At 46.6% G+C, this 14,436-nt stretch carries 13 protein-coding genes; 6 read left to right on the top strand and 7 right to left on the bottom strand.

What is annotated here, in order from left to right; genetic code table 11:
* Window positions 1–2: 2 nt before the first annotated feature.
* From OCU35_RS18490 to OCU35_RS18470, 5 genes are read right to left on the bottom strand one after another with little or no spacing between them, the layout of a single operon-like run.
* Window positions 3–1,877 carry a vWA domain-containing protein gene (locus OCU35_RS18490; RefSeq protein WP_261826184.1) on the bottom strand — a complete coding sequence of 625 codons (1,875 nt, stop codon included), beginning with the start codon at window positions 1,875–1,877 and terminating at the stop codon, window positions 3–5.
* Window positions 1,867–2,835: a vWA domain-containing protein gene (locus tag OCU35_RS18485; protein ID WP_261826183.1), complete on the bottom strand. Its 969-nt coding sequence runs from the start codon at window positions 2,833–2,835 to the stop codon at window positions 1,867–1,869. The genes OCU35_RS18490 and OCU35_RS18485 overlap by 11 nt, the downstream gene beginning before the upstream one ends.
* Window positions 2,832–3,326, bottom strand: a complete 495-nt coding sequence (locus tag OCU35_RS18480; protein WP_065210449.1) for a DUF4381 domain-containing protein — start codon at window positions 3,324–3,326, stop codon at window positions 2,832–2,834. The genes OCU35_RS18485 and OCU35_RS18480 overlap by 4 nt, the downstream gene beginning before the upstream one ends.
* Before the next feature lie 10 nt (window positions 3,327–3,336).
* Window positions 3,337–4,338, bottom strand: coding sequence for a DUF58 domain-containing protein (locus OCU35_RS18475; RefSeq protein WP_261826182.1), 1,002 nt, complete (start codon window positions 4,336–4,338; stop codon window positions 3,337–3,339).
* Window positions 4,339–4,349: 11 nt separating this feature from the next.
* Window positions 4,350–5,306 (bottom strand): AAA family ATPase, encoded by a 957-nt coding sequence (locus OCU35_RS18470; RefSeq protein WP_261826181.1) that lies wholly within the window; start codon window positions 5,304–5,306, stop codon window positions 4,350–4,352.
* Between the two features lie 278 nt (window positions 5,307–5,584).
* On the opposite strand from OCU35_RS18470, the gene OCU35_RS18465 reads away from it, so the two are divergent.
* On the top strand, window positions 5,585–6,166 hold the full coding sequence (locus tag OCU35_RS18465; protein WP_017243374.1) for a GNAT family N-acetyltransferase: 582 nt from the start codon (window positions 5,585–5,587) through the stop codon (window positions 6,164–6,166).
* Between the two features lie 45 nt (window positions 6,167–6,211).
* On the opposite strand, the gene OCU35_RS18460 is transcribed toward OCU35_RS18465, so the two are convergent.
* Together OCU35_RS18460 and OCU35_RS18455 are read right to left on the bottom strand one after the other, a co-directional pair.
* Window positions 6,212–7,687, bottom strand: coding sequence for a Na+/H+ antiporter NhaC family protein (locus OCU35_RS18460; RefSeq protein WP_261826180.1), 1,476 nt, complete (start codon window positions 7,685–7,687; stop codon window positions 6,212–6,214).
* A gap of 15 nt (window positions 7,688–7,702) precedes the next feature.
* Entirely contained in the window at window positions 7,703–9,046 is a 1,344-nt protein-coding gene (locus tag OCU35_RS18455; RefSeq protein WP_261826179.1) for a glutamine synthetase family protein, read from the bottom strand.
* A 333-nt stretch (window positions 9,047–9,379) separates the two neighbouring features.
* On the opposite strand from OCU35_RS18455, the gene OCU35_RS18450 reads away from it, so the two are divergent.
* The 5 genes from OCU35_RS18450 to aguB are packed head-to-tail and all read left to right on the top strand — an operon-like array spanning window position 9,380 to window position 14,426.
* Window positions 9,380–10,129 (top strand): gamma-glutamyl-gamma-aminobutyrate hydrolase family protein, encoded by a 750-nt coding sequence (locus tag OCU35_RS18450; RefSeq protein WP_065210454.1) that lies wholly within the window; start codon window positions 9,380–9,382, stop codon window positions 10,127–10,129.
* Window positions 10,130–10,142: 13 nt separating this feature from the next.
* Window positions 10,143–10,700, top strand: a complete 558-nt coding sequence (puuR, locus tag OCU35_RS18445; protein WP_017031857.1) for an HTH-type transcriptional regulator PuuR — start codon at window positions 10,143–10,145, stop codon at window positions 10,698–10,700.
* A 35-nt stretch (window positions 10,701–10,735) separates the two neighbouring features.
* Window positions 10,736–12,220, top strand: a complete 1,485-nt coding sequence (locus OCU35_RS18440; RefSeq protein WP_065210455.1) for an aldehyde dehydrogenase — start codon at window positions 10,736–10,738, stop codon at window positions 12,218–12,220.
* A 45-nt stretch (window positions 12,221–12,265) separates the two neighbouring features.
* Window positions 12,266–13,543 (top strand): NAD(P)/FAD-dependent oxidoreductase, encoded by a 1,278-nt coding sequence (locus tag OCU35_RS18435; protein ID WP_017031859.1) that lies wholly within the window; start codon window positions 12,266–12,268, stop codon window positions 13,541–13,543.
* 16 nt (window positions 13,544–13,559) lie between these two features.
* Window positions 13,560–14,426, top strand: a complete 867-nt coding sequence (aguB, locus tag OCU35_RS18430; protein WP_065210457.1) for an N-carbamoylputrescine amidase — start codon at window positions 13,560–13,562, stop codon at window positions 14,424–14,426.
* Window positions 14,427–14,436: the final 10 nt, after the last annotated feature.

Here is a 14,436-nt window from a genome sequence, read left to right as displayed (position 1 = left end):
GGTTACCAATCTTTCCCTGTTGATGAGGGAGCTGCTTTATCTTTGGCTTGAAGGAGCATCTGTGCGCGAAGCAGGTAGCTAGGATCTCTCACGCTTTCCACTTGCTCTAGCTTTCTAATATCAGGGTCTACTTCTTGCTGCTGTGAAAGGGATGCAGTTTGTTGTTTGCCTTCGCCTTGTTCGTCGTCTGATTCTTGTTCATTCGCAGTGGCCTCAGCTTGAGCCTGCTGTTCCTGTTGAGGCTGTTGTTGTTCTGGCTCTTCACCTCGCGCCGATTTCTCTTGTGCGTCAGAGTCCTCGGGTTGTGAAGGTTGAGATTGCGGATTATTTTGCGACTGCTCAGACTGCTCAGACTGCTCAGACTGCTCAGACTGCTCAGACTGCTCAGACTGCTGGCTTTGGCTTGAGTCTGTTTGGTCTTGGCTGCTGTTATTACTTTCGGACTGCTGTGACTTGTCCTGTTGATCCTGTTGTGAGTCGCTATCAGAATCTTGCTGTTGCTGTTGCTGTTGCTGTTGCTGTTGCTGTTGCTGTTGCTGTTGCTGTTGCACAATATCAAGGTTGTACTTGGCATCGGCATTGTCAGGTTCTTGTTGTAACACCATTTCATAGCTTGCAATGGCTTTGTCTAGCTCGCCATTTTGCGCATAGGCATTGCCAAGGTTATAGAGCGAGTCCGTATCAGAATGGCCTTCAAGGCTAGTGATCGCACCTTCATAATCACCACTCTCATACTGGGCAGCAGCGCGCCATTTAGTATCTTTGAACTCCTGACTTGCTCGCTGATAGTCCTTCTCTTGAAACGCGGCCAAGCCTCTTTGGTTAGCGTTTGAAAAAGCACTATCTAAGACCGATGCTTGCGCATGGTTAGGGGTAAAACCAAAGCTAAACATCATCGCAATGAATGAGAAAATGACACCCTTACGGAATAAAGGAAGAGCGCACAGCAGGGCTAATGGCAGCAACCAAAAACCATTGTTGATTTTGGCTTCTAACTCCTCACCCTTGGCGTTTGTGTTAACAGCATCAAATGCTGACTCAGAGACAAGGTTCGCTATGTCTTGATTGTCGTGACGGTACTTCTCGAACTGACCATTCCCTGCTCGTGCGGCCGCGCGAAGGTTTCCTAATTGGGTTTTGGCTATAACTGTTTTGCCACTGTTGGTGGTCAATAGTGAGCCATCAGACAACTGGATTGGCGCACCTGCCGAAGTGCCAAAGGCGAGCACAGATAACGTCCAATTTCCCTCACTTAATTGCGCTTTGATTTGCTCTAACTCTTGCGTATCGAGATCATCGGCAAACAGTACAATTTCACCCTGATTCAAGCCTGCCTGTTTCATGATTGATATGGCTTGCTTCACTGCTAGATCTGCTCGCGCCCCTTGTATCGGCATGATCTCTGGCGATAGGTTTTGAACAAGGTTGGCTAGGGTTGCAGAGTCGGTGGTTAACGGGCTTAACGTGTAAGCATCACCGGCATAGGCCACTAAGCCTGTTTGGCCTTGGTTTAATAATGGCAATAGATCTTGCGCCTTGTACTTGATCTGAGCAAGGCGGCTAGGCTTGATGTCGTTGGCATACACAGAGCGAGACATATCCAACACCAGCACTCGCGCGTGTTCAGATTGAGATACAGGAATGGCTTGTTTCTCAAAGCTAGGGCCGGCTAACGAGACAGTGAGAATGACGCCAAGCAATGCCACCCATCCATAGTGGCGTCTGCTGTTTGAGGGCTTATCTGCCATTGCTGTTGCTAGATGAGAAGCGATCACTTGTGAGTGTGCAGTCGTGCTTTTTAGCCACATTATGATTGCGGCCAGGGGTATCAGTAACCAGAAGGCCTCGGGATAAAGAAATTCAAAATTAGACATCATTTCTCCTTATCATCACGGTCACGACAACCAATAGTAATCCGATGAATGCGGGCCACATGAACAACTCTGTTCTGGGTCTCCAAGATTGAGTCGCCTTTTGGATAGGTTGCAGGGCATTGATGGTGTCGTAGATAGTGGCTAATTCTTTCGCATCACGAGCTCTAAAGTATTGGCCTCCGGTCATATCCGCTATCTTGATCAAGGTTTTCTCGTCAAGGTCTTCTGCGGTGTTCACTGTTTGAGTCATAAAGAAGTTTTGTACCTGCATCTCGCCGGCACCGACACCTATGGTGTAGATAGTGGTGTTGAACTTCTTGGCTATTTCAGCGGCTTGAATAGGGTCGAGTACGCCTGAGTTATTGCTACCATCACTGAGCAATATCATCACGCGCTGCGGAGCATCACTATCGACAAAGGTTTTGGTCGCCAAACCTATACCGTCACCAATAGCGGTTTGGGTGCCGATAAGTTTTAGTACCGTTTGATCAAGCTGCGTTTTTACTGTTTCGCGATCAAAGGTGAGCGGCGTTTGTAGGTAGGCATGATCCGCAAAGTACACCAGTCCTAGTCTGTCTCCAGAGCGCTTGTCGACAAAGTCAGAGACCACTTGTTTCACTGCTGTGAGCCTGTCGATGTAATCGTTGCCTTCTCTCATGTCTTCTTGACTCATGGAGTAAGACAGGTCGATTACCAGCATCATATCTCTATGCTTAGGGTGAATCTCGATAGGGTCGCCGTACCAAACCGGTCTTGCACTGGCAATGACGAGCAAAATCCACGCTAAGATAGCGAATAGCTTTGCAATCTTCTCTGATTTGTCACGAGTGACTGTCGCCTGAGTGACGTGAGGGAGCACAACCAGCGATGAAGATCTCTGTTCTTTTAGCAGGCGAAATGCCACATAGGGGAGGGGGAGAGCGAACAGCATCCACCACCATTCAAAGGTAAAGCCACTCATGATGCATTCCAGTCTTTGTATTTTCTTTTTGGCGGCAGGGCATGTTCTATCCAATACCCACAGTCTTCAATTAAGGATGCGTTGATGGCGTGATCCTTGACCCCTGATGAATACAATATTGATTGCCACTGCTCTTTGTTTTGAGAGAAACGAGGTGTAGCAAGCTGTGAATCCAAAAACGACAGCCACTTTTCTCCGGTTAGCTTGGCAATATCGTTACGTGGGAAGTAACTTAACGCGGCCTGTCGCACTAGCTCTTGTGCTTCTGAAACCGTTAGACAGTTTGAGCCTTGCTTTAGAATATGTAACGCCGCTTTTTTTGCTCGTTTCTTATTGCGCAGTTTGCGCTGTATAACAAGGCTCAAGATGAGAGCGATAGCGATGAGCGCAAACAGACTCCAATACCCCCAAGGTAGAGGCCAAAAGCTGGGCTCAAGGGGTAAGTGAAGGGGTTTGAGTGGCAAGGTGTGTGTCTGATCAATCTGACTCATGTCGTAATACTTAAAATGAATGCTGAAGCAATTGTTGTAATAGCGGTGAGCCGCTGGAAACCTGCGAGAGCGTAATGCCATATTGGCTCAGTTGCTCGCTTAACTGCTGTTGTTGATGCGTGAAGGCGTGCTTTATGGAATCCTTGGCTTTGCTACTGGACAAATTCACCGAGAAAACCTGATCTCTACCCTGCAGCGCTTGAATACCTTTGGCCTGAGTGTCACCAAGCTCTATTGGGTCGTAGATCTGGATTGCTCTCACTCGGTTGTGTGCTGCAATTTGAGTCATTGATGCAATGTTTTGCTCAGAAAGCGTCGAGAAGTCGCTAATACAAATTAGCTCGCTGCCCTTACGGCACAGATTAGCAAGGGCATGAAAGGGATCGCGCTGCTCATCGGTGAGAGTAGTGCCTCCCATAGTTAAACCTTGATTATGGATCTCGCACAAGCGGTTGAGTAGCTGAAGCACGGCGGTTTTCGAGCTAGATGGACGTATTTCAGTCAGCGTATCACCGCAGCGGATTATCGCCCCTACTCGGTCTTTACTGCCAATAGCAATCCAAGAAAGTAACGCGGCTAGATGGCACAGTTGTACAGACTTGAAGAGCAGTTGGGTTCCGGAGAACATACTCGGAGTAAGGTCGATAAACATTACGACTGGACGCTCGCGCTCTTCAGTGAACAGCTTGGTATGCACTTTTCCTGTTCGCGCAGTGACGCGCCAATCAATTTGGCGTACATCGTCGCCCGCTTGATACTGGCGCACTTCTGAGAAGGTCATCCCTCGCCCTTTGCGCGAACTTGTATGCTGCCCATTAAGCTGTGACCAGAGGCTTTTCGCTGGTGGTTGCCAGCGTTTACCGTGGATCTGGTAGAAACTCAGCTCTTCAACACTGACCGTGACGCCATTACTGGCATTGGGTAGTTCACCAGAAGCAATGGCACCTTCTAGCAGATTGGCGCTATTGGCTTTTGTAGAAAATAAGCGATGTAGTTTAAGGCCTTCAAACATATTTGACGGCCTTAAGCTGATGCAACGGTTCGCAGAAGCTCTTCAATAACCGCATTACCGGTAACCCCTTCGGCCTGTGCTTGGTAGGTCAGCAGCAGGCGGTGGCGTAGCACTGGGAAGATCACGGCATGGATGTCTTCTGGGCTGACGAAATCGCGCCCCGATAGCCATGCATTCGCTCGCGCTGCTCTATCTAAGGCAATGGTGGCACGAGGGCTGACACCCATTTCAATCCATTTTGCAAGATCGTCGCTGTAAGCTCGCGGATCTCGCGTCGCCATGATCAAACGAATGATGTATTTCTCTATGGTTTCAGCCATGTGAATGGACAAAACCTGACGACGAGCCTCGAAAATATCTTGCTGTGTTAATGGGGTGTCGAAACGTTGAATCTCCCCTAAAGCCTCGCCTCTATTTAGACGTAGGATCTCTAGTTCACTCTCTGCGTTGGGGTAATTGACCTCAAGATGAAGCAGAAAACGGTCCAGCTGAGCCTCTGGCAGAGGATAGGTACCCTCTTGCTCGATTGGGTTTTGAGTCGCCATTACCAGAAATAGCTCGGGCAGAGGGTAGGTGGTCTGGCCCACACTGATTTGCTTCTCTGCCATGGCTTCGAGCATGGCCGCTTGTACCTTAGCGGGCGCTCGGTTGACCTCATCCGCGAGTACTAAAGAGTGAAAAATAGGACCGGGTTTAAATTCGAACTCCCCTGTTTCTGGACGGTACACATCTGTACCCGTTAGATCAGATGGCAGGAGATCGGGTGTGAACTGTACTCGATGAAAGCTTCCTTCAATACAGTCTGCTAGTGATTTAACCGCGCGAGTTTTAGCAAGACCAGGGGGGCCTTCTACTAAAATGTGACCATCGGCCAACAGCGCAACAAGCAGTTGCTTAACGAGGTTGTCTTGACCAATAACTTGAGATTCTAGGTAGCGTTGTAGTTGCTGGAATGACTGCGCTGGCATGTGTGATGTTCCTTAAAGCGAGCATTTGAATAATAGATAGATGGAGAAAATAACAGAAAGTTCCCCACCTTTATCATTGTATTGTTGAAATATTAGGTTTAGAAGAAATGGGTCTCTTTTATCGGAACTTCAAGGCGTTATGAATCATGTTCAATGGGCAACTCCATGCTATTCAATGAGTTCAATTGGTTCCAAGACGATGGTATTGAGGCATCGGATAATGACGTTCGTTTCTAATTCACTTAGACTCTATTTATCCAAGACCAGTGAGCAAAATTATGTCAATTCTACCGTTTCTCAAGGGTGAGAGTGTTGCGTTAACCTCAGAGTTAAACATTCAACTGATTCAAAAGCCAGATCTGCAAGACATCATTACAATGCTAGACAACCCCAAAGTTGCAGAGTACTTGTTTTTTGCCCCAGCCCCAGCCGAAATGTATGAAGGCTACTTTGGGCCAATGATTGAGAATACCCAGCAAGCTATCGCAGATCAGAGCTATCCTGACAACATCATAGGCATTATTCGTGATAACAGCGGTCGTTACATGGGAATGGCAGCAATCACTAGTGTGATGTTTATGGAAGGTAATTATGAGATTGGTTATCAGCTTTCAGAACACGCATGGAAGCAGGGCATTGCTACGGCTGCTTGCCAGTTCTTTACCAAGATAGCGTTTGATGTTCTAGGGGCGCATAAAGTGTGTGCTGATTGCTATGCGACCAATGTGGGTTCGTATCGCACCTTGGAGAAAAACGGTTATGAGCGAGAAGGCGTGCAAAAGAGTTACTACAAGTTGGACAATGATTTTGACGATCGCTTGCACTACGGCATGACTCGGCAGCAGTATCTGCAGAAATAAAAAAACAGAGGCGATATCGCCTCTGTTTTTATTTAGCTCGAATGATTAAGCGACAATCAAGAAGAATATACAAGTCGCTACAATACCGATAAGTGCGTATGGGAACTGAGTTCTAGCATGCTGCATTGCTGTCACACCTGAACCTTGCGCCGATAATACGGTAGAGTCACTGAAGAAACATGAGTGGCTGCCTGCTGCAGAGGCAGAAAGTAGTGCGGCTACTGTTAGGTGTAGAGGCACACCTAGTTGCTCGCCCAGTGGCAGAACGATAGGCATTGCCACAGCAAACACACCCCAAGAAGACGCCGTTGCAAATACTAGCGCGCCGGTAATCATAAAGATAATTGCTGGGAAGTAGCTTGCAGATAGCACTGGGCTCACGGTTTCGATGACAAATTGAGTAACACCCAACGAATCATTGACGTTCTTCAGCATGAAGCCACCAATAACCGTTGCGAGTGGTAGCAGCATCACCTTAATACCATCATAGATAGCATCGAACATTGAGTTCATTGAGATCAGGTTTTGTACGCCGTAGAAACACACGGTAAAGATAATGGCGACGAACACACCCGCTAATAAATCAATGCCGAAGTACCAGCTTGCGCCCACTAGCACAACCATTGGAAGCAAGAAGTTGATTAGACCCATTGTCGGATTTGTGTGTGGAGCGATATCAGAACCTAAGTCCATCTCTACTGAATCGTCAGGTTGTACTTGTCCGCCCTTAGCACGCTTCTCTGCGGCCTTCATTGGACCTAGGTCTGGTATTTTCTCCATCGCGACTAGCAGTACAATCGCCAATGTCACCCAGCCGTAAGCCATGTAAGGAATCGCTTGGATGTAGGCTTTAATGCCTTCGCCTGCTTCTGCAACACCGTTCGCTTCAAGGAGAGAACTAAAGAATATTGCCCATGTAGAGATAGGAACTAGGATACAGATCGGTGCAGCCGTTGAATCCACAAGATAAGAGAGCTTTTCACGAGAAACATTGTAGCCATCGGTTACTTTCTTCATCGAAGAAGAGATAGCAATCGCATTGAGATAGTCATCGATGAAGATCAAGATACCTAGACCGAATGTCATCAGCATTGATTGCTTACGACTTTTCACCTTAGTGACCAGCATATCTGAGAAGCTCAGGATGCTGCCGCCCTTTTCAAGAATGGCGATTAATCCGCCCATCAAGCCACAGACAAGGATGATCCATGCAATGGTTTCATCCATCATTACATCCATTGAGATGCCAACAATTTCTTCCACCGCTTGGGTAGGGTTTAGCAATAGGACACCCGCGATAGCACCGGTAAACAATGCTTCAACAGTACGGTGCGTAGTCAGTGCAAATAACAGCACTAGTCCGGTCGGTAATAAGCCCATCCATCCGTAGGTTTCGCCTTCAGCATGGTTTAATCCGATAGAAGTGAACAGTAGGAACACGGCTATCGAAAAGACGGTAATGAGAGTGTGTTTGCTGGTGATTTTAAACGATGCAGGCATCGTCTTGGTTTGTGTATTCATGTAATAGTTCCTTTATTAAGCCGTATGTAGCATCCAGTCGATTTCGGTCGAGGTGATAGCACTCTCAAATTCGGCCAACTCGCTATGCTTGCAGGCTAGATACAAACCGATGAACTCTTTCGAAATAAATTGAGAGAGTTCACTGACTTCAAGTAAATTCAAGGCTTCGAACATACGTCTTGGTAGTTCAGGAGCCTCTTCATTAAGAGCGGGTGGACATTGCTCTTGCGTGTATTGGTCACTCGCTAATACTGAAGACAGCACTACTGCAGCAAGGATATAAGGGTTAACGTCAGCACCAGCGATGCGGTGCTCTATTCGACGATTTTTAGGGTCACTCAGTGGCACGCGGAAAGACACGCCTCTGTGATTTGTTCCCCAGTCTGCCTTAGTTGGAACATAGGCACCGGGTACGAAACGGCGGTACGAATTTACGTTAGGGCAAATTAAACCGATAGAACCAGCAGATTGAGCCAGCATTGCCGTCATTGTTTGATAGAAAAGTGGGCTTGCTTCGCCGTTGTCTTGGCTAAACAGATTATTATTGTCTGAATCAAGAAGGCTGATGTGCGCATGCATGCCGCTGCCTGCTTCATCCGCGAAGGGTTTAGCCATAAAGGTGGCATCGAAGTTGTGCTGACTAGCTACTTGGCGAATCAAGCGCTTGGCAATGATGATTTCATCACATGAACGAAGCACATCTTGAGAGTGGTTGAAGTTGATTTCAAATTGGCCTGGTGCAGATTCGGATAATGCACCTGAGGTATTTAGTCCTTGTGCTTGAGCCAGGGTATTTAGGTCGGTTAGAAACCCGTCATAGTCATCTAGACCATCGACATCATAAACTTCGGTGTTCTTTTCTCGGATATTCTTGGCCGGATTCATGGCCTTAAGTAACCCACCTGATGGGGTTCGCTGTTTATCGATCAAGTAGAATTCAAGCTCAAACGCCATGCATGGGTATTGGTTATTGTCTTTCAGCTGTTCAAGTTGGCTTTCAAGGATGTTGCGGATAAAGAGTGGGCTAGGCTGAGTAGCAGAATCGTCCATCATGGTGAGCAAAACTTGCCCAATATTCTCTCTTGCTGTGGGTGTTAAAGACGCTGGAACAGGAAAACAGATATTATCTGGTTCACCAAGCTCTTCACCCAATCCAGCTGATTCCACCACATTGCCTTTAGTATCCAGCGTAATAGTAGATAGAGGCAGTGCAATTCCTTTTCCTACCTTATCCAAAGCTTCTGCAGGGATACGTTTTCCTCTTGGCGTACCGTTGATGTCGGTAAAAATAAGGTCAATAAACTCTATCGTTGGCCAATTTTGTCGAAAATTTTTAACTTCCTGTCGAAACCATTCCATTTGAACTCTCCAAGGTTTTGTTTCGCTGTGTGTGTGAAATATTAAAATTGTTAATTAAAAACACACTCAGCAATTGCTTGTTTGCATAAAACGTTTTAAAACAGTCGCTTAAATGCATGTTAAAGCAGTTTTATCGAAAATCGATGTTTGTTTTGATTAACTTATTTTTAACACCTGAATGCATTTTGCTCAATATATCGACCGGAATTACATGCTTTTAGGTAGAAAAAATCGACACTAATCACATTTTGTTAAATATATCGGGCAAACAGGTTGATGGTTGGAGTGTGCAAATGTAGTGTGTTTGTTAAATAAATTGTACACGGAATGGCTATGTCAGATTCTCGTAAACCAATCATCGGTGTTGTCAGTTGCAGCAAGTCTCTTGGAGGCTATCAAATACAAGCTGTGAATGAGTTCTACTTAGATGCAGTCACTGATTTTGGCGGGTTACCTATCGTAATTTCTCCAAGAAGCACCTTGGATGACCTTAAGGTGATGTTGGATGTGTGTGATGGTTTTCTGTTTCCTGGCAGTCATTCAAACGTCGCTCCACACCGCTATGGTGCTGAGCACGTTGAACTTAAAACAGATGAAGCGAGAGATGAGATTTCAATCTCTTTACTTCGTCATGCGATAGATAGAGATATTCCTTGTCTTGGCATATGCCGCGGATTTCAGGAAATGAATGTTGCACTTGGTGGAACTTTAACCCCTGCGGTACATGAATCTGGTTATAATGATCATAGAGAAAGCCAAACTGATGATTTTTCTGAAAAATACGCACCTTCTCATCCTGTATTGGTGCAAGAAAACAGTAAGTTTGAACGCTGGTTATCTCAATACAATTGGCAAAATACGCAAAGCTTCGATGTGAATACTCTTCATAATCAAGGGGTCAAAACGTTGGCACCTACCTTAATGGTAGAGGCGACAGCCCCAGACGGCCTCATCGAAGCCTTCAGCCTCCCAGATCAAAGGTTCTTTGTAGGGGTGCAATGGCACCCTGAATGGCAAGCAACAAGTAATCAATTCTCTAAGATCTTGTTCAAAGAATTTATGATGGAGGCTTCTAACTCTTAAAGGAGCTTTATCAATGGACAACCAACTGATTGGTCAAAATATTGTTCAGTTGCGAAAACAGCATGGATTGTCACAAAGGGAATTAGCAGAAAAAGCAGGGATCACACACAGCGCAATCTCATCCATCGAGAATGCTAAAGTCAGTCCTTCTGTGAGTTCTTTACAAAAAATAGTGAATGTATTTTCACTGTCTTTATCAGAGTTTTTTACGTTTGACCAAGCAGGGAAAACGGAAGAAAAAGTGGTATTTAAGCCAGATGAACTGGTTGAAATGGGCAGCGATACAGTATCAATGAAGCTTGTCACCAACGGCTCGAAGAAACAGGTGATCGGTTTTCTGATAGAAGAATATGCCCCGCAAAGCACCACAGGAACGGATGAAATTAAACATGAAGGTGAAGAGGTTGGCACGATACTAGAAGGCGAAATTACGCTGGAGTATCAAGGCAGCTCTTACATTATCAAGGCCGGTGAGTCTTACGTCATAGACACCACTGTGCCTCATAAATTTATAAATCACACAGGCAAGGCTTGCAGAATGATAAGTGCGCATACGCCAACCACATTCTAGTGGGCTTTCCTTGTTGTGATAAACAAGGAGAGTGTATGAAACTTAAATCTGATTGGCTTGAACTGCAACAAAGCCTAAACATCGAAGGCCGAGCCTACATTAATGGTGAGTTTACCGAAGCCATCTGCGGTGAACGTTTAGCGGTAGTCAACCCAGCAACAGATGACATCATTACAGACATCGCTCGCTGTCAATCTGACGACGTAGAACTCGCAGTAGGATGTGCTCGTCGCGCATTCAAACAAGGAGAGTGGAGCGACAGTGCTCCTTCCCACAGAAAAGCGGTTCTGAACAAATTTGCGGATCTCATCGACGCTCATAACGATGAACTGGCTCTTCTTGAAACCCTAGATACGGGCAAACCTATTGCCCACAGCTCCTCTACTGATATTCCAGGTGCAGCTAATGCGCTGCGTTGGTACGCAGAGGCCATTGACAAGGTCTACGGGGAAGTCGCTCCAACCGAAAAAGACGTGCATGCCTTTATTTCTCATCAAGCCATTGGTGTGGTGGCGGCAGTCGTTCCTTGGAACTTCCCTCTATGGATTGCGTGCTGGAAGCTAGGCCCTGCACTGGCTGCGGGTAATAGCGTCATTCTTAAACCTTCAGAAAAATCATCTTTAACCGCTATCTTCCTTGGCAAATTAGCCTCTGAAGCGGGCTTACCTAATGGTGTTTTCCAAGTATTGACTGGCTTTGGCCATGAAGTGGGAGATGCGCTTTCTCGTCATTCAGACATCGATTGCATCACCTTTACAGGCTCTACGAGAGTTGCAGGTCAACTGATGATTGCTTCTGGTGAAACAAACCTAAAACGCGTTTGGGCTGAAGCGGGTGGCAAAAATGCCAACATCGTTTTTGAAGATTGTGGCGACCTAGACCGAGCCGCTGCAGAAACGGCAGGCGGATGTTTCTATAACCAAGGTGAAGTGTGCGTAGCCGCAACTCGCTTGCTGGTCCATGAAAGCATCAAAGACGAATTTGTAGAAAAAGTCATTGCTGCAGCGAAAAGCTTCCAGCCAAAAGATCCTCTCGATCCTTCTTCTTCGATGGGAGCGTTGATAGACCAAGAGCACAAAGCCAAGGTGTTGAGTTACGTTGAGCTAGGCAAAGAAGCCGGCGCAACCTTGCGTTGCGGTGGTGATGTTGAAGGCCAAGGTGCATTTGTTGAGCCTGTGATCTTGGATAACGTCCACAACAAGATGCGAGTGGCACAGGAAGAGATCTTCGGCCCTGTACTGTGCGTCATTCCATTTAGCACAGAGCAAGAAGCCATCGAGATAGCTAATGACTCTCAATATGGCCTAGGCGCTGCGCTTTGGAGTGACAGTATCAATCGCGTTCATCGCGTGGCGAAAAAGCTTCAGGCTGGTTCAGTTTGGGTGAATAACTACAACGAAGGGGACATGACGGTTCCGTTTGGTGGCTTCAAGATGAGTGGTAATGGGCGAGATAAATCGCTACACGCAATGGAGAAATTCACCGAAACCAAAACGACATGGATTCGTCTACAACCTTAAGCTCATAAGAGTAAGGTCGTAACTGATTAGATAAGGAATATTGTAATGAACAAACATACCGATTCGTTTTACGCTAATTCGATAGATAACATCGTTGAATACCCTCAGCTGCAAGACAACATCGAATGCGATGTGTGTGTAGTGGGCGCGGGTTTCTCAGGTTTATCTTCAGCACTGCACCTAGCAGAGAAAGGCTTCAAGGTAGTGGTTTTAGAAAGTGCCAAAGTAGGCTTTGGCGCAACGGGCCGCAATGGCGGCCAGATCGTAAATAGCTACAGTCGTGATGTAGACGTCATCGAAAGTCGTTACGGTGAGAAGCAAGCGAAACAATTGTGCGACATGATCTTTGAGGGTGGCGATATCATCCGAGGTCTTGTGGACAAATATCAAATTAACTGCGACCTGAAACAGGGCGGACTATTTACGGCACTGAACGCAAAGCAGTTCAAAGGCCTTGAGCATCACAAGAAAAACTGGGAACGCTATGGTAATGACCAGCTTTCAATTCTAGATGCTTCAGAAGTCGAGTCTGCAGTGGGTACCGATGCCTACGTAGGTGGCTTGCTTGATATGCGCGGTGGTCACATTCATCCGCTGAAGCTGGCACTGGGTGAAGCAGCTGCATTTGTCTCCCTAGGCGGACAAATCTTTGAACAGTCAGCAGTAACCTCCATTGAAAAGGGTGCAAACCCTATCGCTCGCACAGCAACAGGTAGCGTTAAGTCTAAGTACCTAGTTCTAGCGGGTAATGCATACCTTGGCGGTCTTGCTCCTAACATCAGCAACAAAGCGATTCCTTGTGGTACTCAGGTCGTTGCAACAGAGCAGCTAACGGATGAGCAACTGAAAACCATCCTGCCAAGTGATTACTGTGTAGAAGATTGTAACTACCTGCTTGATTACTTCCGTTTGAGCGCTGACAAGCGCCTGTTGTTCGGTGGTGGTGTTGTGTATGGCGCGAGAGATCCTAAAGACATTGAGTCATTGCTACGTCCTAAAATGGAGTCAATCTTCCCGCAACTTAAGGGTATTGGCATTGACTATCAATGGACGGGCAACTTTCTACTGACCTACTCACGCATGCCACAATTTGGCTCGTTTGCCGACAATGTTTTTTACCTTCAAGGCTATAGCGGCCATGGAGTGACCTGTACTCACCTAGCGGGCAAGTTACTGGCAGAGGCTTTAACCGGACACGCTGAGCGTTTTGATGCTTTTGCTGCCTTAAGACACCCATCATTCCCTGGCGGGCGCCACTTCCAGATCCCATTTACTGCAGTTGGTGCAGCGTATTACAACCTTCGTGACAAATTAGCTATCTAAGAAATAAGGACATTACATGAGCAGAATCGTTAAGTTTGCAGCACTGCAATTGACTAAAAGCTGGGATCTTGAGGCAAACCTTGAGAAAGCAAAAGCCGCTATTCGTGAAGCCGCTGAAAATGGCGCAAATGTTATTGTGCCTCAGGAGCTATTTGCCGCACCTTACTTCTGTAAAGTGCAAGCCGCGAAGTACTTTGAGTTGGCTGAAGAAACGGACAAATCACCGTTGATTGCAGAGATGAGCAAGCTTGCTAAAGAACTTGGTGTTGTTATCCCGGTCAGCTACTTTGAAAAAGCCGGTAACTGCTTCTTTAATTCGCTAGTGATGATTGATGCCGACGGTACTGTGTTAGAGAACTACCGCAAATCACACATTCCTGATGGCCCAGGCTACAGCGAGAAATATTACTTTAGCCCTGGTGATACAGGTATGAAGGTTTGGGATACACAGTTTGGTCGTTTTGGCGCAGGGATCTGTTGGGATCAATGGTTCCCAGAACTAGCGCGAAGCCTAGCATTAAAAGGTGCTGAAGCGATCTTCTATCCAACAGCAATTGGCAGTGAGCCTCAAGACCCAACTCTGGATTCGCGAGATCATTGGCAACGTACAATGCAGGGGCATTCTGCGGCTAACTTGGTACCTGTAATTGCGTCTAACCGCGTAGGTGTTGAACTGGACGACGGCATCGAGACCACCTTTTATGGGTCTTCATTCATCACTGACCACACAGGTGGAAAGTTAGCTGAAGCGCCACGTGAAAGCGAAGCCATTATTTATGCCGAGATTGATTTGCAAGAAGCCACTCAAGCTCGTCATGCATGGGGATTATTCCGAGACCGTCGCCCAGACCTATACACAGACATCGCTAAACTATCTGTGTAGGAGAGTAACA

It is taken from the genome of Vibrio breoganii (genome assembly GCF_024346795.1).
Lineage (GTDB): Bacteria > Pseudomonadota > Gammaproteobacteria > Enterobacterales > Vibrionaceae > Vibrio > Vibrio breoganii.
This window is presented reverse-complemented; position numbering and strand designations above follow the sequence as displayed.